Source organism: Pantoea sp. (assembly GCF_032114055.1).
In the GTDB taxonomy this organism is placed as follows: Bacteria; Pseudomonadota; Gammaproteobacteria; order Enterobacterales; family Enterobacteriaceae; genus Pantoea.
The window spans coordinates 174367-199516 of the sequence record NZ_DAMCTB010000008.1 but is presented as its reverse complement, the minus strand read 5'-3'; the positions used below and the strand labels follow the sequence as shown (position 1 = coordinate 199516).

Here is a 25150-nt window from a genome sequence, read left to right as displayed (position 1 = left end):
ACCTTGCCAAGGTCGGGGTCGCGAGTTCGAGTCTCGTTTCCCGCTCCAGATTTAACATCATCTCTGTTTCAGTCAATTTGTCCGGCTGTTTTACGTCGGAGAGTGTTGATGGTTTGCTGAAGGTTATCCACAGCACGACACCCCGTTCTTAGCGCCTCTTAGCGCGATCTGTAAAATGTTTCTGAACAGAGTTATCCACAGCTTTATATTTTAAACGAAGCGTTAGTCTCATTATCAAATAAACACAACTTTTTCATAACGCATTGATATTTATGGTTTTGATAATATTTCAATTTGTTATTTAACAGCAAAATCAGCGTTGTTGCAGTTGAATGACAACAGGTTTTTAATTTTATTCACAGCGTGTGGAAAACGATAATCTGCAACAGACTGGTCAATCACGCATCACGCGGTAACCCTTTTTCAACGGCACGTACCAGTCGTTTCTGCTGGGCGGGCTGCACATCGACAACGAGCTGTTCGCGTTTTTGCTGCTGCTGCGCTATTGCCCACTGAATATGTTCATCCAGCAACTCACTCTCGCCGAGGCGCTGTTCCAGCACCGGCATGATGTCGGCCGACCAGGGCGCGTTACCCAGCGCGACGGCGACATTGCGCAGCCAGCGCAAATGACCAATGCGACGAATTGCCGAGCCCTCGGTAATGCGCAGAAATTTTGCTTCATCCCATTGAAACAGCGCGATCAGCTCCGGCGCATGCAGCGCGGCGCGCGGCGAAAAGTCGCTTTCGTCACTGAGCTGACCGTAGCGATTCCATGGACAGATGAGCTGGCAGTCATCGCATCCATAAATCCGGTTACCCATCAGCGGGCGGAATTCTTCCGGAATTGCGCCTTCCAGCTCAATAGTCAGATAGGAAATACAGCGACGGGCATCCACGACGTAGGGCTCAACGATCGCGCCGGTCGGGCAGATGGTCATGCAGGCGACACAGCGGCCACACTGCTCCGGCTGCGGAGTATCCACCGGCAGCGGAATGTCGATCAGCAGTTCGCCGAGGAAAAACCAGGAACCCGCTTCGCGATTCAGAATCAGCGAATGCTTACCGGTCCAGCCGAGGCCGGCTTTCGCTGCCAGCGGGCGTTCCAGCAACGGAGCGGAGTCGACAAAAGGACGGAAATTAAGTGTGCTGCAATGCTCCCGGATCATTTCTCCGAGCTTTTTCAGTCGATTGCGCAATACTTTGTGGTAATCGCGGCCTAATGCATAACGGCTGACATAGCCCAGGCGAGGATTTTTCAGCGTGCTGGCAAAAGCGGCTTTGGCCGGAAGGTAGTTCATGCGAACGCTGATTACACGCAGCGTGCCAGGCAGCAGTTCATGCGGACGCGCCCGCATCATGCCGTGTCGCGCCATCCACTCCATCTCGCCATGATACTGCTTGTCCAGCCATGCCTGCAGACGCGGCTCTTCGGCACTGAGATCGGTATCGGTGATGCCGACCTGCTGGAAACCGAGTTCAGCGCCCCACTGTTTAATCTGCTGTGCGAGTTGATGAAGATCGAGAGGGTATGACATGAGTAACCAGGATTCGAAGAAAAACAGCGGCAGTTTACCATATTCTGTCTGGCCTGCGCAGGCGGTGGCGCAGCTTGAGCAACAGGGAGCCGATGCGCTCGGGATCACCCTGTATGAGCTGATGCTGCGCGCCGGACAGGCGGCATTTACGCATCTGACTGCGCACTGGCCGCAGGCCTGCCACTGGCTGATTCTGTGCGGGCACGGCAATAACGGCGGGGATGGCTATGTGCTGGCGCGGCTGGGACAGGCCGCAGGCAAAACGGTCACGTTGCTGGCGTGTGAAAGCGACAAAGCGTTACCGGAAGAGGCACAGCGTGCCCGCGATGCCTGGCTGGATGCAGGCGGTGAAATCCATGCAGCCGATGCGGTCTGGCCAGAGCAGATCGATGTGATTGTCGATGCCTTGCTGGGGACCGGTTGCCAGCGTGCGCCAGACGAACCCTACGCCTCGCTGATTACGCGTGCTAATGCCCATGCGGCGCCGGTTCTTGCCATAGATATTCCATCCGGCCTGTCGGCCCGCAACGGGACGGCACCTGGAGCAACCATAGATGCCTGCCATACGCTGAGCCTGGTGGCGCTGAAGCCGGGACAGATTACCGGCAAGGCACGTGATCACATTGGCAGACTCTATTTTGCCGATCTGGGGCTGGCCACGTTTCTGGCAGGGGAGACAGCACCCATGGCCCGTTACGACGCCCGCGCATTATCCCGCTGGCTTAAGCCACGTAAGCCCACCTCGCATAAGGGCAGTCACGGTCGTCTGCTGGTTGTAGGAGGGGATGCCGGTACGGCCGGGGCAGTGCGCATGACGGCTGAGGCGGCACTACGCAGCGGCAGCGGATTAGTGCGAGTGCTTACTCACAAAGATAACCTTATTCCAATTCTCACCGCCCGCCCCGAAATTATGGTTGATGAACTGACCGATAAACGGCTGACGGAGGCGCTGGCGTGGGCCGATGTCATCGCCATCGGCCCCGGTCTGGGCCAGCGGGAGTGGGGAAAGCGGGCGTTAAAGCAGGTAGAGGGCAGTGAAAAGCCCATGCTTTGGGATGCGGATGCACTTAACCTGCTGGCAATCAGTGCAGAGAAACGTCAGAATCGCATTATTACGCCGCATCCTGGCGAAGCGGCGCGTTTGCTTAATATTGAGACCAGTGAAATTGAGAGTGACCGCTTACATGCAGCGCAGACACTGGCGCAACGTTACGGTGGTGTCGTAGTCCTGAAAGGGGCCGGTACGCTGATTGCCAGCGAGCAGGGCGAAATGGCCTTTGCTGATGTGGGTAATGCGGGTATGGCGTCTGGCGGCATGGGCGATCTTCTGAGTGGCATTATCGCCTCGCTGGTGGGTCAGAAACTGACGCTGTTTGATGCAGCCTGCGCGGGCTGTGTGGCGCACGGCGCCGCAGCCGATGCGGTCGCGGCGCAGCGCGGAACGCGCGGTATGCTGGCCACCGATTTACTGGATCTCCTGTGGCAGTTTGTTAATCCTGAGATGAATAAAGAAGCATGAAGACCTGTGTTATCCCTTTGCCCGATGAGGCGGCTACGCTCAGTTTGGGCGCTCAGCTGGCGCGCGCCTGTGGCAGCGCGGCAGTCATTTATCTCTATGGCGATCTGGGGGCGGGTAAAACGACCTTCAGCCGCGGCTTTCTGCAGGCGCTGGGCCATCAGGGCAACGTCAAAAGTCCTACCTATACTCTGGTTGAGCCTTACGCGCTGGCTGACCGGACCCTCTACCATTTCGACCTCTATCGCCTCGCCGATCCGGAAGAGCTGGAGTTTATGGGGATCCGCGACTATTTCAGCGGTGAGGCGATCTGTCTGGTCGAATGGCCGCAGCAGGGGGCCGGATTTCTGCCGTCGCCTGACTTTATCTTAACGCTGCGCTATGTGGGCGAGGCGCGTGAAGCGGAGCTGACGGCCCAATCCGCGTCGGGTCAGCAGTGGGTTGAACTTTTCAGCCAGGGCAGGGAACAGGCATGATGTCACGGATGAAAATCGCGCTGGTGTCACTGCTGCTGCTGGTTTCTGCGCCGCTGTTTGCCGCCACGCTGTCAGATATCAACGTGGCCAACGGTGACAGCCAGGCGACCATCACCCTGAATTTCTCCGGACAGCCGGTCTATGGCTATTTCCCGCTGCGCAATCCCGATCGTGTGGTGATCGACGTTCGCCAGAGCGGTATGGTGCAGGGATTGCCGCTGAATTTCAGCGGTGAAAACATCGTAAAGCGGATTCGTAGCAGCACCCCAAAGGACAAGCAGAGCGTGCGGCTGGTGTTTGAACTGACCCAGGCGGGGAAAACCCGGGCAGTTACCCAGCGCAACGGCAATAACTATAGCGTGGTCTTCACCGTTACCGGCAAGCGGCCTGTGGTGAAGCACAGTGAGCCCGCACCGGTGGCCGCGCCAGCGCGTGTACCGGCTCAGAGCGCTGCTGCGGCGAATCCGTTTAATGCGAATCCGGTGACGGCGGTGACCAGCACGGCCAGCACCGTGCGTCCTGGCAGTCGCGTCAGTCAGAATGACACCGTGATTGTGGCCATCGATGCCGGACATGGTGGCCAGGATCCTGGCGCGATTGGCCAGCGCGGCCTGAAAGAGAAGAACGTGACGATTGCGATCGCCCGTAAACTGCGGGTGCTGCTGAATAACGATCCGATGTTTAAAGGCGTGCTGACACGCGATGGCGACTATTTTATTTCGGTCATGGGGCGTTCTGATGTTGCGCGTAAAGCCAATGCTAACGTGCTGGTATCGATCCATGCGGATGCGGCCCCAAGCCATGCCGCGACCGGTGCGTCGGTCTGGGTGCTATCAAACCGTCGCGCCAACAATGAAATGGCCAACTGGCTGGAGCAGAAAGAGAAGCAGTCTGAGCTACTGGGCGGTGCGGGTGATCTGCTGGCCAACAGTCAGGCCGATCCTTATCTCAGCCAGGCGGTACTTGACCTGCAGTTCGGTCATTCGCAGCGCGTCGGCTATGACATTGCTCAGAAAGTTCTGCAGCAGCTGCGCAGCGTCACCTCGCTGCACAAACGTCTGCCTGAGCATGCCAGTCTGGGCGTCCTGCGTTCGCCGGATATTCCCTCTTTGCTGGTGGAAACCGGCTTTATCAGTAATTCCTCGGAGGAGCGACTGCTAGGCAGTAGCGCACACCAGGATAAGATTGCGCAGTCGATCTACAAAGGTCTGCGCACTTATTTCCTGGCGCACCCGCTGCAATCCATCCCAAAGGAGGAAAACCTGCCGCTGGGCTCGTCGCCAGCGGTGAGCGTCGCCAGTAATCCGGCGACCGGGGTGACGCACTATACCGGCCCCACGCAGCGCCATACCGTCACGCGCGGGGAGACGCTCTCTGGCATTGCTGCGAAATATGGCGTCAGCATGGCCACACTGCGTGACATGAACACGCTCAGGCGTGATGTGGTGTGGGTCGGCCAGCGGCTGAAAGTGCCAGCCAGTGCGAGCGCCAGCCGGACCACATCACGCGGCGTGGTACGCCACAAGGTCGTTGTCGGGGACTCCCTGACCGCGATTGCGGCGCATTACGGCGTCAGCCCGAAAGCGATAATGCAGACTAATAACATGAAGTCGACCAACGTCATGTTGGGGCAGAACCTGAAAATCCCTGCATCCTGATTGTGTGCCCGGCCGCTGCGCCGGGCTGTCAGCTAATAGGATATCCACTATGCCAATACAAATTTTACCGCCGCAGCTGGCAAACCAGATTGCGGCGGGTGAAGTGGTTGAACGTCCTGCCTCGGTTGTCAAAGAGCTGGTGGAGAATAGTCTGGATGCAGGCGCGACCCGCATCGATATCGATATTGAGAAGGGTGGCGCTAAGCTGATCCGTATTCGCGACAACGGCTGCGGCATCGTGAAAAGCGAGCTGTCGATGGCGCTGGCCCGACACGCCACCAGTAAAATCGCCTCACTGGACGATCTGGAGGCGATAATGAGTCTGGGCTTTCGTGGTGAAGCGCTGGCCAGTATCAGTTCTGTCTCCCGTCTGACGCTTACCTCCCGCACCGCCGACCAAAGTGAAGCCTGGCAGGCTTATGCCGAAGGGCGCGATATGGCGGTGACGGTCAAACCGGCGGCGCATCCCTGTGGCACCACGCTGGAAGTGCTGGATCTGTTTTACAACACCCCGGCACGCCGCAGATTTATGCGCACCGAAAAAACCGAGTTCGGGCATATCGACGAAGTGATTCGGCGCATTGCGCTGGCACGCTTTGATGTCGCCCTTTCGCTGAGTCACAACGGCAAAATGATGCGTCAGTATCGGGCCGTGAATGAGGAGAGTCAGCGTGAACGGCGGCTGGCCGCCATTTGTGGCACCACTTTTATGCAGCATGCCCTGCGCATCGACTGGCAACATGATGATCTCGCGCTGCGGGGCTGGGTGGCCGATCCCGCTGGTTCGCGTCAGGTGACAGATCTGCAGTATTGCTATGTTAACGGCCGGATGATGCGCGATAAGCTGATTAACCATGCAATCCGCCAGGCCTTCCAGACACAACTTCAGGATGAGCAGCAGCCTGCTTACGTGCTCTACCTGGAGATCGATCCCCATCAGGTGGATGTCAACGTCCATCCGGCCAAGCATGAAGTGCGGTTTCATCAGTCGCGCCTGGTGCATGACTTTATCTATCAGGGCGTGGTCAGCGCGCTGCAGGCGATTGCGACCCCTGCGCTGCCCGCACTGAAGGCGGAAGAAACCGCCCCGCGCTGGCAGCCGGAGAACCGTCAGGCGGCCGGAGGCAATCATTTCGCCCAGCCTGCGTCGTCCCCCGGGGAGCGTAAACCGGCTGCATCCGTCCGGGAAACGCCGCCCGCAGCGGCCCCGGCCTGGCAGAATAAAGAGAACCTTTACCGGCAGCGTGAAGGCGCGGTATATCAGCAGCTGCTGAAAACGCCTGCCGACAGCGCGCCGTCACCAAAAGCGCGGGAACCGGAACCGCGTCGCGCCGAAAAGGTCTCGCCGCTGGCGGCCCATGCTCAGAGTTTTGGTCGGGTACTGACCGTGTTGCAGAACCACTATGCGCTGCTGGAACAGGATCAGGCGCTTTTTCTGATGGCGCTGCCGGTCGCGGCGCGCTGGCTGAAACAGGCGCAGCTTGAACCTGGCGAGGAGGGGCTGAAACCGCAGCCTCTGCTGATTCCGGTGCGGCTGAAAATGGCCCGGGAGGAACGCGAGGCGGCGCGTAAAAACAGCAGCCTGCTCAATCAGATGGGTATCGAACTTCAGGCAGATGGCGACCACGTTACTCTGCGGGCCGTGCCTTTACCGTTACGAACACAAAATTTACAAATCTTGATTCCTGAGCTGTTAGGCTATCTCGCCCGGCAGCAGGAGAACTCTGCGACGCAACTGGCCCAGTGGCTGGCGCGACAGCAGGATATGGAGTCCTCCAACTGGAATCACTCACAGGCGATTAACCTGCTGGCAGAGCTTGAACGGCTCTGTCCACAGCTACTGAAATCGCCGCCTTCAGGCTTATTACAGCCCATAGAGATTGAGAGCGCGGTGAACGCGTTGAAGCATGAGTGAACTAAACCAGGCTGGCCGGCCAAAGGCTATTTTTTTGATGGGACCCACAGCATCTGGCAAGACGGCACTCGCCATCGAGCTGCGTAAGCAGTTACCAGTGGAACTGATCAGCGTCGATTCTGCCTTAATCTATCGTCAGATGGATATTGGTACGGCAAAACCGTCGGCTGAGGAGTTAGCCGTGGCGCCCCATCGTCTGCTCGACATCCGCGATCCCGCAGAGGCCTATTCGGCCGCGGAGTTCCGGCGGGATGCGTTAGCAGAAATGGCGGAGATCGTTGCAGCAGGACGAATACCGCTGCTTGTTGGTGGAACCATGCTCTACTTCAAAGCGTTACTTGAAGGATTGTCGCCGCTGCCCCCGGCCGATCCGGAGGTTCGTCAGCAGATAGAGCAAACGGCGCGTGAAAAAGGCTGGGAAGCTTTGCACCGCCAGCTGTGTGAAGTCGACCCGGTTGCCGGCAGTCGTATTCATCCGAATGATCCGCAGAGACTTTCGCGAGCACTGGAAGTTTTTTTTATTTCGGGTAAAACTTTAACGGAACTGACTAAAACATCCGGCGAAGCGTTACCCTACGACGTGCATCAGTTTGCTATCGCCCCCGCGAGCCGTGAACTGCTGCACCAGCGCATCGCGTTGCGTTTTGAGCAGATGTTGGCGTCAGGATTTGAAGCGGAGTCTCGGGCCCTGTTTGCACGAGGTGATTTGCATACGGACATGCCTTCCATCCGTTGTGTCGGTTATCGTCAGATGTGGTCTTATTTATCGGGTGAAATCGATTATGGCGAGATGGTTTATCGGGGAATTTGCGCAACCCGGCAGCTTGCTAAGCGACAGATGACATGGTTACGCGGCTGGGAAAATATTCACTGGCTTGACAGTGACGAGCCCCGGCTGGCGCGTGATACAGTGTTACAGGTTCTTAGTGCGAAGCATGGGTGATTGTGTACAATTGATGGGTTATCGTGCGCAAATTTTTACGCAGTTTTTTCAGAACCATAGGTTCTACGAGCAACATACAACAAGCATATAAGGAAAAGATAGAATGGCTAAGGGGCAATCATTACAAGACCCGTTTTTGAACGCACTGCGTCGTGAACGTGTTCCGGTTTCGATTTATCTGGTTAACGGTATTAAGCTGCAGGGTCAGATTGAGTCATTTGATCAGTTCGTCATTTTGTTGAAAAACACGGTAAGTCAGATGGTCTATAAGCACGCCATTTCTACCGTTGTTCCTTCGCGCCCGGTTTCTCACCATAGTAATAATACCGGTGGCGGCAGCAACAATTACCATCATGGTGGCAGCAACACACCTGCACAGCCACAGCCACAACAAGACGGTGATCACGCAGAATAACGCGTCGCCGTATAGCCAGGCGCGGAGAACAGCGGTTTTCCGTCCTGGTCTTTTATTTAGGGAGGTTATAGCTTGTTTGACCGTTATGATGCCGGCGAGCAGGCCGTACTGGTACACATCTGGTTCTCCCAGGACAAAGAAGTAGAAGATTTGCAGGAGTTTGAAACCCTGGTCTCTTCTGCTGGCGTTGAGGCGCTGCAAGTGGTCACTGGCAGTCGTAAAGCGCCACACCCCAAGTATTTTGTCGGTGAAGGAAAGGCCGTTGAAATTGCCGATGCGGTAAAAACAACTGGAGCATCGGTCGTATTATTCGATCATGCCCTTACGCCCGCTCAGGAGAGAAACCTCGAGCGCTTGTGCGAATGCCGGGTTATCGATCGCACCGGTTTGATTCTGGATATCTTTGCCCAACGCGCACGTACCCACGAAGGTAAATTGCAGGTTGAGCTGGCGCAGCTACGCCATCTTGCCACACGTCTGGTGCGCGGCTGGACTCACCTTGAACGTCAGAAAGGCGGGATCGGCTTACGCGGTCCGGGTGAAACACAGTTAGAAACCGACCGCCGCCTGTTGCGTGGTCGTATCAGCCAGATTCTGTCCCGTCTTGAGCGGGTGGAAAAACAGCGCGAGCAGGGACGTCAGTCGCGGGCCAAAGCGGACATTCCGACCGTGTCGCTGGTGGGCTATACCAACGCCGGTAAGTCGACGCTGTTTAATGCCATCACGTCGGCTAACGTCTTTGCCGCAGACCAGCTGTTTGCAACGCTGGACCCGACGCTGCGCCGCCTGAATGTGGCCGATGTCGGGGATGTGGTTCTGGCGGACACCGTCGGCTTTATTCGCCATCTTCCTCACGACCTGGTTGCCGCTTTTAAAGCCACGCTGCAGGAGACACGCCAGGCGACGCTGTTACTGCATGTCATTGATGGCGCTGACCTGCGCGTCACGGAGAATATCGCCGCCGTCGATACCGTTCTGGAAGAGATTGAAGCGGACGTAATTCCGACGTTACTGGTTATGAACAAAATCGATATGCTCGACGGGTTCGAACCGCGTATCGATCGCAACGAAGAGGATCTTCCTGTCCGCGTCTGGCTTTCCGCCCAGACAGGCGAAGGCATTCCGTTGCTGTGGCAGGCGCTGTCTGAGCGTCTGTCGGGTGAAATTGCCCAGCACACATTGCGTCTGCCGCCGGAAGCGGGGCGACTTCGTAGCCGTTTCTATCAGCTGCAGGCGATTGAGAAAGAGTGGAATGAAGAAGACGGCAGTGTGGGATTACAGATACGTATGCCCATTATTGAATGGATGCGTTTATGTAAACAGGAACCGTTGCTGACCAGTTACATTGTTTGATATTGCCCAAACGCATTTACCCTAAAAATGGAAGATTGTCGCATTTTCGTTGCATGACCGAATACGCAGGATTTACCCGGGTAGCTCGGATTTCAGCAAGGCGGCAACGGAGTTTATCTTCGGGCGCTTACGCAGGTAAGGGACCGGAGTAAACGAAGGCAGCCAGTACTGCTGCAATCCGAAAAATGAAGGGTAAAAACCGTAATTACAATAAATGGAGTAGAAACATGGCGTGGAATCAGCCCGGAAATAACGGACAGGACCGCGACCCGTGGGGAAGCAGCAATAATCAAGGCGGCAACTCTGGGGGGAATAAGGGAGGACGGGAGTCCGGACCTCCTGATCTGGATGATATCTTCCGTAAGCTGAGCAAGAAGCTTGGCGGACTGGGTGGTGGCAAACAGAGCGACAACGGTCAGCGCAGCTCTGGCAGCGGCGGTAAAATCGTTGGCATCGTGGCGGTTGCTGCGGTCGTCATCTGGGCTGCCAGCGGTTTCTACACCATTAAAGAAGCGGAACGCGGTGTGGTCACGCGTTTTGGCAAATTCAGTCATCTGGTCGAACCGGGCCTGAACTGGAAGCCAACCTTTATCGATCAGGTGCGTGCAGTTAACGTCGAATCGGTGCGTGAACTGGCGGCCTCTGGCGTGATGCTGACCTCGGATGAGAATGTGGTCCGCGTCGAAATGAACGTGCAGTACCGCGTCACCGACCCGGAACGTTATCTGTATGCGGTCACCAGCGCGGATGACAGCCTGCGTCAGGCTACGGACAGTGCGCTGCGTGGCGTGATTGGCCGTTCTACCATGGACCGTATCCTGACCGAAGGCCGTACCGTGGTGCGTAGTGATACCCAGCGTGAAATCGACGAGACCATCCGCCCTTATAACATGGGCATCGCGGTGCTGGACGTTAACTTCCAGGCTGCACGGCCGCCGGAAGAAGTGAAGTCCGCGTTTGATGACGCGATTGCCGCACGCGAAAACCGTGAGCAATACGTCCGTGAAGCTGAAGCTTACGCGAATGAAGTGCAGCCGCGCGCAAATGGTCAGGCGCAACGTATTCTGGAAGAGGCGCGTGCTTACAAAGAGCGGACCGTTCTGGAAGCGCAGGGTGAAGTGGCGCGCTTTGCTAAAATCCTGCCGGAGTATAAAGCCGCACCGGAAATCACCAAAGAGCGTCTGTATATCGAAACCATGGAACGTGTGCTGAGTCATACCCGTAAAGTTCTGGTTAACGATCGGGGCAATAACCTGATGATGCTGCCGCTGGATCAGCTGATGCGTGGCGGTCAGGCTTCATCGGGTCACACGGGTCAGAAAGGTGCGAACAGTGCTTCTCTGCCTGCTATCTCCGATCGCAGCGCGAGCCGCAATGACACGTCGTCATACAGTCCGGACAACATCATGGATCAGCGTCGGGCAAATGCTCAGCGCAGCGACAGCCAGCGCGAAGGGAGAGAGTAATCGATGCGTAAGCCAATAGTATTTTTGATCATTGTTGTGCTGGTGGCGCTCTATGCGTCGTTGTTTGTAGTACAGGAAGGGCAGCGGGGCATCGTCCTGCGCTTTGGTAAAGTCCTGCGCGATGACGAAAACAAGCCGCAGGTATTTGCGCCGGGTCTGCACTTTAAGATCCCGTTCCTGGAAACGGTGAAAACCCTGGATGCACGTATTCAGACCATGGACAATCAGGCCGATCGCTTCGTGACTAAAGAGAAGAAAGATCTGATCGTGGACTCCTACATCAAATGGCGTATCAGTGACTTCAGTCGCTACTACCTGGCAACGGGGGGTGGGGATGTCTCTCAGGCGGAAGTGCTGCTGAAACGTAAGTTCAGTGACCGCTTACGTTCTGAAATGGGTCGTCTGGATGTGAAAGATATCGTCACCGACTCCCGTGGCCGCCTGACGACGGATGTCCGCGATGCGCTGAACACCGGTTCTGCAGGCAGTGATGATGAAATCGCTACGCCAGCAGCGGATGACGCGATTGCCAGCGCTGCGGCGCGTGTCGAGCGTGAAACCAACAGCAATGAGCCAGCACCGAACCCGAACAGCATGGCGGCACTGGGTATTCAGGTGGTGGATGTGCGTATCAAGCAGATCAACCTGCCGACCGAAGTTTCAGACGCCATCTTCAACCGTATGCGAGCAGAGCGTGAAGCGGTAGCACGTAGTCAGCGTTCGCAGGGTCAGGAAGAAGCGGAAAAGCTGCGCGCCCAGGCGGATTATCAGGTGACACGTACACTGGCTGAAGCTCAGCGTGAAGCCCTGATTACCCGCGGTGATGGCGATGCAGAAACGGCCCGGCTGTTTGCAGATGCGTTCAGCAAGGATCCTGATTTCTACGCCTTTATCCGCAGCCTGCGTGCTTACGAAAACAGCTTTAGCGAAAATCAGGATGTTATGGTGTTAAGCCCGGATAGCGACTTCTTCCGATATATGAAGGCGCCCTCTAACGCGACACGTTAAGAACTGATATAACCTGTGGGCCGACAATGTTGTCGGCCTTTTTTTTGGGTATCAGAATGAAAACAAGCATCTGGATGGCGCTGGCACTGGTATTAGTGCTGGAAGGGTTAGGGCCGATGTTTATGCCACGCGCCTGGCGACGCTGGATCCTGACGGTCTCACGGCTGCCCGACCGTCTGCTACACCGCTTTGGCGGCGGACTGGTCGTCGCAGGCATGGTGATTTACTGTATGCTCAGCCTGCACGGCAATCTGTAAGCATACGGTTAAGACCGCCTAAATTGTGCTTTCTGCCCCTCTTTTCCCCAACATGTTGTAGTGAGCAAAACTCAGGCAAAAAAGCGCGCAATCGTATGCTAAAAGTGCTGAAAACCGCCGGATCAGATGGTAGAATCCTTTTTTAAGCAATCGGTGATTTTGAGAAATGGGTAAGAACGTCGTCGTACTGGGCACCCAATGGGGTGACGAAGGTAAAGGTAAGATTGTAGACCTTCTGACTGAACGCGCGAATTACGTTGTGCGTTATCAAGGCGGCCACAATGCGGGCCACACGCTTGTCATCAACGGTGAAAAAACCGTCCTCCACCTGATCCCTTCTGGCATTCTGCGCGATAACGTAACCAGCATCATTGGTAACGGCGTAGTGCTTTCTCCTGAAGCCTTAATGAAAGAGATGAAAGGTCTGGAAGCACGCGGAATTCCGGTACGCGAACGTCTGCTGATTTCTGAGGCCTGTCCGCTGATCCTGCAATATCACGTTGCGATGGATATGGCGCGTGAACGTGCACGTGGTGCAAAAGCGATTGGCACCACGGGTCGCGGCATCGGACCAGCCTATGAAGATAAGGTGGCACGCCGCGCGCTGCGCGTCAGCGACCTGTTTAACAAAGAAACCTTTGCTGCCAAGCTGAAAGAAGTCGTCGATTTCTACAACTTTCAGCTGGTCGAGTACTACAAAGAGCCGGCAGTCGACTTCGACAAAGTGCTCAGCGATGTCATGGAAGTTGCAGACATTCTGACAGGTATGGTCGTTGACGTCTCAGAACTGCTGGACACTGCGCGTAAGCGTGGCGATCTGATTATGTTTGAAGGTGCACAGGGTACGCTGCTGGATATCGATCACGGCACCTATCCCTATGTGACGTCATCCAACACCACTGCGGGCGGCGTGGCAACCGGCTCAGGCATGGGTCCGCGTTATGTCGACTACGTACTGGGTATTGTAAAAGCGTACTCAACCCGCGTAGGTGCAGGTCCATTCCCGACCGAACTGTTTGATGAAACCGGCGAATTCCTCTGTGCGCAGGGCCATGAGTTTGGCGCAACCACCGGACGTCGTCGTCGCACCGGCTGGCTGGATGCGGTCGCTGTTCGCCGCGCGGTTCAGATTAACTCCCTGTCAGGTTTCTGCATGACTAAGCTGGACGTGCTGGATGGCCTGAAAGAGGTAAAAATCTGTGTAGCTTACCGTATGCCTGATGGCCGCGAAGTGACCAGCACGCCGCTGGCCGCAGAGAACTGGGAAGGCATTGAGCCGATCTATGAAACTCTGCCAGGCTGGAGCGAGAAAACATTTGGCGTGAAGACGCTGGAAGGCCTGCCTCAGGCTGCGCGTGATTACATCAAGCGTGTGGAAGAGGTTACCGGCGTACCGATTGATATCATCTCAACCGGTCCCGATCGCAGTGAAACAATGATTCTGCGCGACCCATTTGACGCATAATCATTCAGGCCGGACACTGTCCGGCCCTTGTTTTTCCACTCTCTGATGCCACTTAATCTCCCTTCGCTTGTCAAATCCTGTGCTGGCTGAAAAAAACGCACGTCAAATCAGACTCTGGTTTATCATCGTAGTTAATTGAATGACGATCCAATTTAATCCAGACATCAACCGTAAAGCGATTCGCACGATGTCGTGCCTGAAGTTTTACTGAGGTTACTGTGCAGCTCACAAGTTTTACTGATTATGGCCTGCGGGCCCTGATTTATCTGGCCTCTCTGCCCGAAGGCCAGCAGACCAATATTACCGAAGTGACGAACACCTACGGTTTGTCACGTAACCACATGGTCAAAATCATTAATCAGCTGAGCCGGGAAGGCTACGTCGCTGCGACACGCGGTAAGAACGGAGGGATTCGTCTGGGAATGTCGCCCCGTGAGATTGTCATCGGCGATGTCGTACGAAAAATGGAGCCACTACAATTAGTGGATTGCGCCTCCTGTGCCATTACGCCAGCCTGCCGACTCAGGCAGGCGCTGCATGATGCAGTGCAGCGATTTTTGCAGGAGCTGGATAGCTATACGCTGGCAGATTTGGTCGAAGGGAATACGCCACTTTATGAAATCATTCTGTCCCTGTCGCCAGCGGAATCAAATATTAAATGACATCGGAGGAACCGTTATGTCAAAAGATCCTTTTCAGGATAGAGAAGCTGAAAAATACGAAAATCCTATTCCAAGCCGGGAATTCATTCTGGCGCTGTTAGAGAAACGTGAAAAACCGGCCAGCCGTGAAGAGCTGGCTGAAGAGATGAACCTGCACAACGAAGAGCACCTGGAGGCGCTGCGTCGCCGCCTTCGCGCAATGGAGCGTGATGGTCAGCTGGTCTTCACCCGCCGTCAGTGCTATGCGCTGCCAGAACGCCTTGACCTCCTGCGCGGTAAAGTTATCGGCCATCGTGATGGTTATGGCTTCCTGCGGGCTGAAGGTCAGAAAGATGACCTCTACCTGTCTGCTGAACAGATGAAATTCTGCATGCATGGGGATGTGATCCTGGCGCAGCCGCTGGGTGCTGACCGCAAAGGCCGTCGCGAGGCGCGCGTGGTTCGCGTGCAGGAGCCACGCAACAATCAGATCGTCGGCCGCTACTTTACCGATGCCGGAGCCGGCTTCGTGGTACCGGACGACAGCCGTCTGAGTTTCGATATTCTCATCCCACCAGAAGAGACGATGAACGCCCGTATGGGTTCCGTGGTCGTGGTGGAGCTGGTTCAGCGTCCTAACCGTCGCAGCAAGGCGATCGGTAAGGTGACGGAGATCCTGGGCGATGATATGGGCACCAGCCTGGCCGTGGATATGGCGCTGCGCACCCATGAAATCCCACACACCTGGCCGCCAGAAGTGGAAGCGCAGGTCAGCCAGCTGAAAGAAGAGGTGCCGGAAGAGGCGAAAAAAGGCCGCGTCGATCTGCGTAAGCTGCCGCTGGTCACCATTGATGGTGAAGATGCACGTGATTTTGACGATGCCGTCTACTGCGAGAAGAAACGCGGTGGCGGATGGCGTCTGTGGGTCGCTATTGCTGATGTCAGCTACTACGTTCGTCCGGGCACGCCTCTGGATAACGAAGCGCACCAGCGTGGTACCTCGGTCTACTTCCCGTCACAGGTCGTACCGATGCTGCCGGAAGTGCTGTCGAATGGCCTCTGTTCACTCAACCCGCAGGTCGACCGCCTCTGTATGGTCTGCGAAATGACCATTTCCAGCAAAGGTAAACTCACCGGCTTTAAACACTACGAAGCGGTGATGAACTCCCATGCGCGTCTGACCTACAATAAAGTCTGGAACATTCTGCAGGGCGACAAAGAGTTACGTCAGCACTATGCGCCGCTGGTGAAAGATTTGGAAGAGTTGCACAACCTCTATCAGGTGCTGGATGCGGCGCGCGAAGAGCGCGGCGGCATCTCCTTTGAAACGGAAGAGGCGAAGTTTATCTTCAACGCCGAGCGTCGTATTGAGCGCGTTGAACGTGCGTCGCGCAATGATGCGCATAAGCTGATTGAAGAGTGCATGATCCTGGCTAACATCGCCTCGGCACGCTTTGTGGAGAAAAACCAGGAGCCTGCGCTGTTCCGCGATCACGATCGCCCGACGGATGAGAGCATCAAGAGCTTCCGGACCGTGCTCAACGAGCTGGGTCTGAGCCTGCCTGGCGGCAACAAACCGCAGCCGGTCGATTATGCGGCTCTGCTGAAGCAGGTCGCCGACCGTCCTGATGCAGAAATGCTGCAAACCATGCTGCTGCGCTCTATGAAGCAGGCTGTGTACGATCCGGAAAACCGTGGCCACTTTGGTCTGGCGCTCTCGTCGTATGCCCACTTCACATCACCGATTCGTCGTTATCCGGACCTGACGCTGCACCGCGCCATTAAATATCTGCTGGCCAAAGAGCAGGATCAGGGAAAAGGTCTGGTGCAGCGCGCGATCAAATACCTGATGCCGAAAGAGCGCAGCGTAGCCAGCGATATGACAACGGCGACCGGCGGCTATCACTACGATATGCCGCAGATGCTGCAGCTGGGCCTCCACTGCTCCCTGACTGAACGCCGCGCCGACGAAGCAACGCGCGACGTTGCGGACTGGCTCAAGTGTGACTTCATGCAGGATCAGGTTGGCAACGTCTTCAACGGCGTGATCTCCAGCGTTACCGGCTTTGGTTTCTTTGTCCGCTTAAGCGATCTCTTCATTGATGGTCTGGTCCATGTTTCGACGCTCGACAACGACTACTACCGTTTTGATCCGGTGGGGCAGCGTCTGATCGGCGAATCTGGTGGTCGCACCTATCGTCTGGGTGACGCGGTCGAAGTGCGGGTGGAAGCGGTCCACATGGACGAGCGTAAGATCGACTTCGCTCTGATCTCCAGCCAGCGTCAGGTTCGCGGTGAAGGAAAAACCGCTCGTGACCGGGCGAAGCGTGACGGTCAGGCGCCTGCGAAGCGTCGTCGTGACGTGAGCAAAAAGTCGAATTTCGAGCCGGATGCTGCCTTCCGCGGCAACAAGGGCAAGCCCGCTGCCGAGAGTGGCGGGAAAAAAAGTAAAAACGTCTCGGAAAAAACCCGTAAAATCGCCGCCGCCACAAAGGCGAAGCGCGCCAGAAAAAAGGCTGAGCCTGAGAGCTGAGTCTGATCTGATACGCGCATCCGCCCTCTCTTTGCCAAGAGAGGGCGGTTATTCATTCCTATCCAAACACTGAGCAGATCGATGAGCGAAATTATTTTTGGTATCCACGCCGTGCAGGCGCTGCTGGAACGTAGTCCACAACGTTTCCAGGAAGTCTTTATCCTCAAAGGCCGCGACGACCGTCGCCTGCAACCTGTCATTGCCGCGCTGGAAGCTCAGGGGATTGTGATTCAGCTGGCGGAGCGCAAATGGCTCGACAGCCAGGTTGAAGGGGGTGTCCATCAGGGGATTATCGCCCGGGTCAAGCCTGGCCGTCAGTATCAGGAGGGCGACCTGCCGGACCTGCTGCAGAGCCTGGAAAAACCGTTCCTGCTGGTGCTGGATGGCGTCACCGATCCGCACAATCTGGGGGCCTGCCTGCGCAGCGCCGATGCAGCGGGCGTACACGCGGTCATCGTGCCAAAAGATCGTTCTGCGCCGCTGAATGCCACCGCTAAAAAAGTGGCCAGTGGTGCAGCCGAAAGTGTGCCATTGATTCGCGTTACCAACCTGGCCCGTACGCTGCGTCTGCTGCAGGAGTACAACATCTGGGTGGTCGGTACCGCAGGTGAGGCCGACCATACGGTTTTCCAGAGCAAAATGACTGGCCCGATGGCACTGGTGATGGGTGCGGAAGGCGAAGGGATGCGTCGTCTGACCCGTGAACATTGTGATGAGCTGATCAGCATTCCGATGGCAGGCAGCGTCTCTTCACTGAATGTGTCGGTCGCAACCGGTGTCTGTCTGTTCGAAGCGGTGCGCCAGCGCAACGCCTGATTTTCCCTGTGATCCCCGCCACACATTAGTTTCTGTACCAGGCATAACTGCGCGTCATTCGTATATACCCAAAGGATTTCGGGTTGCATTGAGGCGGCAAGAGAACGAATCCCGATGAGCTTACATGAGTAAGTGATTCGGGTGAGTGAACGCAGCCAACAAAAATGCAGCTTGAAAGACGACGGGTATACTGACTGAGTGACTTCCGTAAGGAGTGGTTATGACCTGGACAACACACACCGTTTTTAATCAGCCTCATCCTCTGAGCAACAGCAACCTCTTCCTGTCTGATACGCCGCTCGGCGAGGCGCTGTCCCGCGAAGGTGCCGGCTGGGATCGGGAATGGCTGGCGTCGGTGGGGCAGCAGCTGGGCAGTGCCGAGTCGCTGGAGCTGGGCCGGCTTGCCAACGCGGAACCGCCCGAACTGCTGCGCTACGACGCCCGGGGCGAACGTCTGGATGAGGTCCGTTTTCACCCCGCCTGGCACTTACTGATGCAGGGCGTCTGTGCCAGCCGGCTGCATAACCTCAGCTGGCAACCAACAGTGCGTGAGCAGGCGGGTGTCGCGCGCGCGGCACGCTTTATCCTGCACGCCCAGGTAGAGGCGGGCACGCTCTGCCCCATGACGATGACGCATGCTGCGATTCCATTGCTTCAGCGCTGGCTGCCCGCCCGGTTTGAAGACTGGATCGATCCGCTGCTCAGCGATCGTTACGATACCCATGCCCAGCCTGGCGACCAGAAACGGGGGCTGCTGATCGGGATGGGGATGACAGAAAAGCAGGGCGGCAGCGATCTGCTTATCAGCACCACCCGCGCGGAACCGTTCGGTGCACGCGGCCCCGGTGAAGCTTACCGGCTGACCGGGCACAAGTGGTTCTTCTCCGTGCCGCAGAGCGATGCGCATCTGGTGCTGGCTCAGACGCCTGCCGGATTAAGCTGCTTTTTCCTGCCGCGCCTGCTGCCTGACGGGACACGTAACGCCATTCAGCTTGAACAGCTGAAAGATAAACTGGGCAATCGCTCTAACGCCAGCGGCGAGGTGGAGTTCCGCGACGCCACCGGCTGGCTGCTGGGGGAAGAGGGTGAGGGCGTACGACTGATCCTGAAAATGGCCGGGATGACGCGCTTCGACTGCGCGCTTGGCAGCCATGGGCAGATGCGCCGCGCCTTTTCGGTGGCGCTCTGGCATGCGCATCAGCGTCAGGTGCTGGGCAAAACGCTGCTGGAACAGCCTCTGATGCGTCAGGTGCTTGCCCGGCAGGCGTTACAGCTGGAGGGACAAACCGCGCTGCTGATGCGGCTGGCGCGCGCCTGGTCACAACCGGCAAACGCGCATGAGGTCACCTTTGCCCGGCTCATGACGCCCGCGGCGAAATATCAGATCTGCAAAGCAGGGATGCCGTTTGTGGCGGAGTCGATGGAAGTGCTGGGCGGTGTCGGCTACTGCGAAGCGAGTGAGCTGCCTCGTCTCTATCGTGATATGCCGGTGAACAGCATCTGGGAGGGATCGGGTAACGTCATGTGTCTGGATGTCCTGCGCGTGCTCGCCCGTCATGGAGAGGTGATGGCGATGCTGAATCAGGAATTTGAGGCGGTGAAAGGGAGCAATCGTCACTTTGATGCCCGCTGGCGTCAGCTGCGGCTGAAACTTCGTCAGGTGCCCGAAGAGCAGGCGCGCGAGGTGACCCGCGCGCTGCTGCAGCTGGCGACGGGCGCGCAGCTGCTGAAATATGCCGAACCGCCGCTGGCCGATGCCTGGTGCCAGCAGTGGCTCGATCCCCGCGGGTTGCGTCCGCTCGATCCGGTCGTAACCGAACGGCTACTGGCGCGCGCCTGCGGCCGGTGAGGTGCCATAGAGGATGGCGCTGGCGTACCACAAGCCCGGCATGACGGTTTCGCTCAGCATCACAATCTGGTAGTAAGCGGCGCCAGCCTGATTCGCCTGCGCGGCAACGGCCCGCTGCGCATCATCTGGCGATCCATGCACGTTGACGGTAATGTTGCCCAGCTTCGGTAAACCGCCACTCTGCGCCCGTGAGATCTCCTGCGCCTGCGATGTCGGCGCAGGCGGCGCTTTGGGCGTCGTTTCCAGTGTGGAACAGCCTGCCAGCAGCAGGCTCATCACCAGTAAATAAGCGGAACGCATAGCAAAACCCCTGTTCAGGACGAAACAGTAAGTGTATGTCATCGCCCTGAACGTCGTCAGGATTTCAGGCTGAAAACGCTGACCAGCTGCGTCAGGTGATGTCCTTTATCGCTCAGACTCTGTGCGCTGTTCTCCGCCTGGGCCACCAGTTCGCTGTTCTGATGCGTGGCCTGGCTGATCTGGTTCATCGCCAGATTAACCTGGCCGATGCCCGCCGCCTGCTGCTGCGCCGCCACGTTGATCTCGCCCATCAGCGCCTGCACCTGCTCAATGTGCGTCACAATGTCGGTCATCGCATCGCGCGTCTGCTCAGACAGCTGATGACCTTCCGCCACGTTGCCGATGGAGGTGGCAATCAGCCCATCGATCTCTTTAGCGGCCTGTGCAGAACGCTGCGCCAGCGCACGCACCTCGGCGGCGACCACCGCAAAACCGCGTCCCTGTTCACCAGCGCGCGCGGCTTCCACTGCCGCGTTCAGCGCCAGGATATTGGTCTGGAAGGCAATAGACTCAATGACGTGCGTAATATCCGCAATGCTCTGCGAGGAAACCTTAATGGCCGACATGGTGCTGACCGACCGAATCACCGTCTGGCTGCCGTGGCTGACGATCTCGCTGGCTTCGGCGACCAGTGACATCGCCTGACGCAGGCTGTCTGCGGTGTGCTCAACCGTGGCGCCAAACTGCTCCATGCTGGCGGACGTCTCCTCCACGCTGCTGGCCTGACGCCCGATCTGCTCGCTGATGTTATGGCTGCTGGCCGCGATGGTGTCGGTGCCCTGGCTGATCTCCTGCGCGGCACCACGTACCTGGCTGACGATTTTCTCAAGGCCATCGCCAATGCCGTTAATGGCGATGATCAGCTGGCCCACTTCGTCACGGCGCGGAGTGTCCAGATGGACCTGCAGATTGCCGGCAGCGTACTGCTCCGCCAGATGAATAACCTGCTGCAGTGGACGGGTAATCGCCCGACGGCTATACCAGACAAACCCCAGCGCAAAGATCACCACCAGCACCAGTCCGGTAATCAGGAACAGATCCCGACTCTGCATGATGGGGGCGAGCAGGCTGGCCCGGTTAACTTCGCCGGTAATAACCCAGTTCCAGCCCGGCAGCTGCTGCCAGGCCAGGATCTTTTGCTCACCATCGATCTCCACCTGCTGCATACCCTGCGGCTGCGTCAGCAGCGGCGCTAAAATAGCGCTGTCCCACGCGGGCTGTTTTCCTTCATCTTCCTGTGCGAACAGATACTGGCCCTGTGTCTTGCCGGGCGTGCCGTTGAGCACAAAGAAGCGGCCGCTATCGCTTAGCCGGCGCGCCAGGATCTTTTCACGCATCAGCGCATACTGTTTATCAATGCCGACGCCGACAAACAGGATAGCGACGACGTTGCCACGCTCATCTCTGACCGGCTGATATTGTGTGATGTAGCGATGGCCGAACAGCGTCGCCAGGCCCTGATAGACGTTGCCCTGATGAACGCTTTTCCATGCCGCACCGCTGCGGTCGAGCCGTGTGCCAATCGCGCGGCTGCCATCCTCTTTTTTCAGCGAGGTTGAGATACGGATAAAATCATCGCCGTCACGCACGAAAATGGTAGCGACGGCGGCGGTGCGTTCGGTGAAATCGTCGACGGCAGTCTGATCGAGGTTCAGTGTCTTTAATCCGGCGCGCAGCACCGGCGTTGAGAAGTCGCCCACCTGCACTCTGGCGGTTTCATCCAGGCTGAAACGCTTAGGCAGGAAACTGGTAAACAGACTGGTGTAGTGTGTCACCTCTTCGGTCAGGGTGGCATTGAACATGGAGGCCATTTCACTGATGCCCTGCACCTGATTGTGCATGTCATCGATGGCAAGGTTTTCCAGCTGGCGCGAGGCGTTATGGCTCTGAGTCAGGGTCAGAACCAGCAACAGCAGCGCAACGCTCAGGGACGTTATAACTGACAGCTTAACGCCAAGACTCAGTCCGCTGAGAGAGAGACGCTTCATAAATTACCTTTGAATAAGTTAGAGGGGTACACCATCAACGGCAACGCGCAGGAAAAGTTTAGCGTGATGATAACGACGTCTGCCGCACAGGAGATTTCGCAAACGCCTGTGCAGCACGTAGACTTGAATGCCCTGCTTTGCCCCTTTCAGGAGAGACCATGATCGAACTCACCACCGACACGCTGGCCGGTATCGAATGCCTGCACGCCGCGCCCGCCGGACAACGACATCAGCCGCTGCCCACCGTGCTGTTTTATCACGGCTTTACCTCGTCTAAAGAGGTCTATGCCTACTTCGCCGTGGCACTGGCGCAGGCGGGATTCCGGGCGGTGATGCCGGACGCCGAGCTGCACGGTGCGCGTTATTACGGTGACGCAGAGACCCGTCTCGATCGCTTCTGGGAGATCCTGAAACAGAACATTGATGAGCTGCCGCAGCTGGAAGCCGCGCTGCGTGGCAGCAACCTGATCGCGGAGGGACGTTTTGCGGTGGCGGGGGCATCAATGGGCGGCATGACCGCGCTGGGCGCGATGGCACGCTATCCGCAGATCCAGAGTGTCGCCTGTATGATGGGTTCGGGCTATTTTATGCAGCTCAGCCAGTCGCTGTTTCCGCCGCGGGTGACTGACACGCCGGCAGGGCAGGCACAGTTTGCCGCCCGCATGGCCCCGCTGGCGGCGTATGACCCCTGCAACCGGCTGGAAGCCCTGGCAGATCGTGCACTGCTGCTGTGGCATGGTGAGGCAGATGAGGTCGTGCCCTGGGCGGAAAGCGTGCGGCTGGAAAGGGCGCTGCGTGACAACGGGCTGGCGCAGCATCTGACCGTACTCTCCGAAAAAGCGATTGGGCATAAGATCACCCCGTCGGCCCTGACGGCGCTGGTGAGCTTTTTCACCCACCATTTGTAAAACAGACGGGCGGCGCGTGGCGCTGCCGCCCGTGACATTACGGCCTTACCAGTGCGCAGATGCCTTATCCGCGAGGCTGGCGGGTACGCTGACCGGGTTTCTTTCCGGCGTATCGAGCCGGTTAACGTAGACGTAACCCGATGCCACTTCGCTGCTGTGACTTCTTATCTGCTGCGCACAGTCAGCGTGGCTGGCAAGAGCGGGTAGAGACAGGAAGAGACCCAGGAAGGTGGCGATGACGAACCTTTTCATGTCCGACTCCTCACTTCAGGGAATACACTCTGAACGCGGCGGCACAAGCACCGGCAGCGTCTCAGTTAATTTTAGCGATCGGCGACATTATCGCCAGCGGACCCCCTTGAACCTCATCATCAGCCTTTTTGAACAAGCCCCGATTAAGCGGCTGTATTCCCGTCATTAGCACAAAAAGCCACAGGTTCTGGCACGACGTCCGCGATTTGTTTAAATGTGCGCTTGAGTTCGGGCGCGGTCACCAGTATGATTACGCGTCAATTTTTCAGCCGCATTCTCAGGCTGTGTCCCACAACTGCTCGCCATGGCGAACCTTTGTGGGACACAGCCTATAACGTTCCTTGCTTCCATGGGCCGCGGCTGACCCCGACAGGAGGCTGAATAATCCGTAAGGAGCAATTTCGATGCGTCATTACGAAATCGTATTTATGGTTCATCCTGACCAGAGCGAACAGGTTCCTGGCATGATCGAGCGTTACACTGGTGCTATCACTGGTGCACAGGGCACGATTCACCGCCTGGAAGACTGGGGCCGCCGTCAGCTGGCTTACCCGATCAACAAACTGCACAAAGCGCATTACGTTCTGATGAACGTTGAAGCGCCGCAGGAAGCGATCGATGAGCTGGAAACGAACTTCCGCTTCAACGACGCCGTTATCCGTAGCATGGTTATGCGCGTTAAACACGCGGTAACTGAAGCATCACCGATGGTTAAAGCGAAAGATGAGCGTCGTGATCGTCGCGAAGATTTTGCTAACGAATCCGCTGATGAGTCAGATGCTGGGGATTCTGAAGAGTAATCCATCGTGACGGTCAATCGGCTTCGCCTGTCAGGCACTGTGTGCAGGACACCGGTTCGAAGAGTGAGTCCGTCAGGAATTCCGCACTGTCAGTTTGTGCTTGAGCACCGCTCAGTGCAGGAGGAGGCCGGGTTTCACCGGCAAGCCTGGTGTCGTATGCCTGTGATTATCAGCGGCAGCGCCCATCAGGTGATTACTCAACATATAACGGTCGGCACGCAACTCACACTCGACGGTTTCATTAGTTGCCATCAGGCACGAAATGGCCAGAGCAAAGTGGTGTTCCATGCCGAGCAGATTGAATTGATAGATTCTGGAGACTAGCCTAATGGCACGTTATTTCCGTCGTCGCAAGTTCTGCCGTTTCACCGCGGAAGGCGTTGTTGAGATCGATTACAAAGACATCGCAACGTTAAAAAATTACATTACCGAAAGCGGTAAAATTGTCCCGAGCCGTATCACCGGTACTCGTGCAAAATACCAGCGTCAGTTGGCTCGCTGCATCAAGCGCGCGCGTTACCTGTCTCTGCTGCCGTACACTGATCGTCATCAGTAATCGGCAACTGTCCATTAACGACTTTAAGAGGATAAGGTAATGCAAGTTATTCTGCTTGATAAAGTAGCAAACCTAGGCAGCCTGGGTGATCAGGTTAACGTTAAAGCGGGCTACGCTCGTAACTTCCTGGTGCCACAGGGCAAAGCTGTTCCTGCCACTAAGAAAAACGTTGAGTATTTCGAAGCACGTCGCGCTGAACTGGAAGCCAAACTGGCTGACGTTCAGTCTGCAGCTACTGCACGCGCTGAGAAGATCAATGCACTGGGCACCGTGACCATCACGTCTAAAGCAGGCGATGAAGGTAAACTGTTCGGTTCAATCGGTACCCGCGACATCGCTGATGCAGTTACTGCAGCTGGCGTTGACGTAGCGAAGAGCGAAGTTCGTCTGCCGAACGGCGTTCTGCGTACCACCGGTGAGCATGAAGTGGACTTCCAGGTTCACAGCGATGTATTCGCTAAGCTGACCGTAAAAGTTGTTGCTGGTTAATTTAATTA

At 56.8% G+C, this 25150-nt stretch carries 24 protein-coding genes; 20 read left to right on the top strand and 4 right to left on the bottom strand.

What is annotated here, in order from left to right:
• Nucleotides 1-398: 398 nt before the first annotated feature.
• Complete coding sequence (gene queG, locus RT657_RS14695; RefSeq protein ID WP_313655339.1) at nt 399-1538, bottom strand: tRNA epoxyqueuosine(34) reductase QueG; 1140 nt, start codon at nt 1536-1538, stop codon at nt 399-401.
• On the opposite strand from queG, the gene nnr reads away from it, so the two are divergent.
• From nnr to RT657_RS14620, 15 genes are all read left to right on the top strand, one after another.
• On the top strand, nt 1537-3057 hold the full coding sequence (gene nnr, locus RT657_RS14690; RefSeq protein WP_313655338.1) for a bifunctional ADP-dependent NAD(P)H-hydrate dehydratase/NAD(P)H-hydrate epimerase: 1521 nt from the start codon (nt 1537-1539) through the stop codon (nt 3055-3057). The genes queG and nnr overlap by 2 nt on opposite strands.
• Entirely contained in the window at nt 3054-3530 is a 477-nt protein-coding gene (gene tsaE / locus RT657_RS14685) for a tRNA (adenosine(37)-N6)-threonylcarbamoyltransferase complex ATPase subunit type 1 TsaE (protein WP_313655337.1), read from the top strand. The genes nnr and tsaE overlap by 4 nt, the downstream gene beginning before the upstream one ends.
• Nucleotides 3527-5188 carry an N-acetylmuramoyl-L-alanine amidase AmiB gene (gene amiB / locus RT657_RS14680; RefSeq protein ID WP_313655336.1) on the top strand — a complete coding sequence of 554 codons (1662 nt, stop codon included), beginning with the start codon at nt 3527-3529 and terminating at the stop codon, nt 5186-5188. The genes tsaE and amiB overlap by 4 nt, the downstream gene beginning before the upstream one ends.
• 49 nt (nt 5189-5237) lie before the next feature.
• Nucleotides 5238-7103: a DNA mismatch repair endonuclease MutL gene (gene mutL / locus RT657_RS14675; protein WP_313655334.1), complete on the top strand. Its 1866-nt coding sequence runs from the start codon at nt 5238-5240 to the stop codon at nt 7101-7103.
• Complete coding sequence (miaA, locus tag RT657_RS14670) at nt 7096-8046, top strand: tRNA (adenosine(37)-N6)-dimethylallyltransferase MiaA (protein WP_313655332.1); 951 nt, start codon at nt 7096-7098, stop codon at nt 8044-8046. The genes mutL and miaA overlap by 8 nt, the downstream gene beginning before the upstream one ends.
• A gap of 103 nt (nt 8047-8149) precedes the next feature.
• The gene (gene hfq, locus RT657_RS14665) at nt 8150-8461 is read left to right on the top strand and encodes an RNA chaperone Hfq (protein ID WP_128086226.1); all 312 of its coding nucleotides are present in this window, start codon (nt 8150-8152) and stop codon (nt 8459-8461) included.
• A gap of 72 nt (nt 8462-8533) precedes the next feature.
• On the top strand, nt 8534-9814 hold the full coding sequence (gene hflX, locus RT657_RS14660) for a ribosome rescue GTPase HflX (protein WP_313655331.1): 1281 nt from the start codon (nt 8534-8536) through the stop codon (nt 9812-9814).
• 227 nt (nt 9815-10041) lie between these two features.
• A complete protein-coding gene (gene hflK / locus RT657_RS14655; protein WP_313655330.1) occupies nt 10042-11280 on the top strand; it encodes an FtsH protease activity modulator HflK in 1239 nt (412 codons plus the stop codon).
• 3 nt (nt 11281-11283) lie between these two features.
• A complete protein-coding gene (gene hflC / locus RT657_RS14650) occupies nt 11284-12288 on the top strand; it encodes a protease modulator HflC (protein WP_313655329.1) in 1005 nt (334 codons plus the stop codon).
• A 56-nt stretch (nt 12289-12344) separates the two neighbouring features.
• The gene (locus tag RT657_RS14645; protein WP_313655326.1) at nt 12345-12545 is read left to right on the top strand and encodes a DUF2065 domain-containing protein; all 201 of its coding nucleotides are present in this window, start codon (nt 12345-12347) and stop codon (nt 12543-12545) included.
• A 166-nt stretch (nt 12546-12711) separates the two neighbouring features.
• Complete coding sequence (locus RT657_RS14640; RefSeq protein WP_313655325.1) at nt 12712-14010, top strand: adenylosuccinate synthase; 1299 nt, start codon at nt 12712-12714, stop codon at nt 14008-14010.
• Between the two features lie 218 nt (nt 14011-14228).
• Complete coding sequence (gene nsrR / locus RT657_RS14635; RefSeq protein ID WP_313655324.1) at nt 14229-14672, top strand: nitric oxide-sensing transcriptional repressor NsrR; 444 nt, start codon at nt 14229-14231, stop codon at nt 14670-14672.
• Between the two features lie 16 nt (nt 14673-14688).
• Complete coding sequence (gene rnr / locus RT657_RS14630) at nt 14689-17184, top strand: ribonuclease R (protein ID WP_313655322.1); 2496 nt, start codon at nt 14689-14691, stop codon at nt 17182-17184.
• Between the two features lie 81 nt (nt 17185-17265).
• Complete coding sequence (gene rlmB / locus RT657_RS14625) at nt 17266-18000, top strand: 23S rRNA (guanosine(2251)-2'-O)-methyltransferase RlmB (RefSeq protein ID WP_313655321.1); 735 nt, start codon at nt 17266-17268, stop codon at nt 17998-18000.
• 220 nt (nt 18001-18220) lie between these two features.
• On the top strand, nt 18221-19849 hold the full coding sequence (locus RT657_RS14620; RefSeq protein ID WP_313655320.1) for an isovaleryl-CoA dehydrogenase: 1629 nt from the start codon (nt 18221-18223) through the stop codon (nt 19847-19849).
• Here the strand turns inward: RT657_RS14620 and bsmA are convergent.
• Nucleotides 19823-20149 (bottom strand): biofilm peroxide resistance protein BsmA, encoded by a 327-nt coding sequence (gene bsmA / locus RT657_RS14615; protein WP_313655319.1) that lies wholly within the window; start codon nt 20147-20149, stop codon nt 19823-19825. The genes RT657_RS14620 and bsmA overlap by 27 nt on opposite strands.
• 56 nt (nt 20150-20205) lie before the next feature.
• Nucleotides 20206-22137 carry a Cache 3/Cache 2 fusion domain-containing protein gene (locus tag RT657_RS14610; protein WP_313655317.1) on the bottom strand — a complete coding sequence of 644 codons (1932 nt, stop codon included), beginning with the start codon at nt 22135-22137 and terminating at the stop codon, nt 20206-20208.
• A 158-nt stretch (nt 22138-22295) separates the two neighbouring features.
• On the opposite strand from RT657_RS14610, the gene yjfP reads away from it, so the two are divergent.
• The gene (gene yjfP / locus RT657_RS14605) at nt 22296-23045 is read left to right on the top strand and encodes an esterase (RefSeq protein WP_313655316.1); all 750 of its coding nucleotides are present in this window, start codon (nt 22296-22298) and stop codon (nt 23043-23045) included.
• 45 nt (nt 23046-23090) lie between these two features.
• On the opposite strand, the gene RT657_RS14600 is transcribed toward yjfP, so the two are convergent.
• Nucleotides 23091-23297 (bottom strand): hypothetical protein, encoded by a 207-nt coding sequence (locus RT657_RS14600; protein ID WP_313655314.1) that lies wholly within the window; start codon nt 23295-23297, stop codon nt 23091-23093.
• A 404-nt stretch (nt 23298-23701) separates the two neighbouring features.
• On the opposite strand from RT657_RS14600, the gene rpsF reads away from it, so the two are divergent.
• Genes rpsF through rplI form a run of 4 tightly spaced genes read left to right on the top strand, consistent with a single transcriptional unit; the run spans nt 23702 to nt 25142 of the window.
• A complete protein-coding gene (rpsF, locus tag RT657_RS14595; RefSeq protein ID WP_009087450.1) occupies nt 23702-24097 on the top strand; it encodes a 30S ribosomal protein S6 in 396 nt (131 codons plus the stop codon).
• Nucleotides 24098-24103: 6 nt separating this feature from the next.
• Nucleotides 24104-24421 carry a primosomal replication protein N gene (priB, locus tag RT657_RS14590; protein WP_013359169.1) on the top strand — a complete coding sequence of 106 codons (318 nt, stop codon included), beginning with the start codon at nt 24104-24106 and terminating at the stop codon, nt 24419-24421.
• A 4-nt stretch (nt 24422-24425) separates the two neighbouring features.
• Nucleotides 24426-24653, top strand: coding sequence for a 30S ribosomal protein S18 (rpsR, locus tag RT657_RS14585; protein ID WP_002210155.1), 228 nt, complete (start codon nt 24426-24428; stop codon nt 24651-24653).
• A 39-nt stretch (nt 24654-24692) separates the two neighbouring features.
• A complete protein-coding gene (gene rplI / locus RT657_RS14580) occupies nt 24693-25142 on the top strand; it encodes a 50S ribosomal protein L9 (protein ID WP_058956512.1) in 450 nt (149 codons plus the stop codon).
• The last annotated feature ends 8 nt before the right edge of the window (nt 25143-25150 follow it).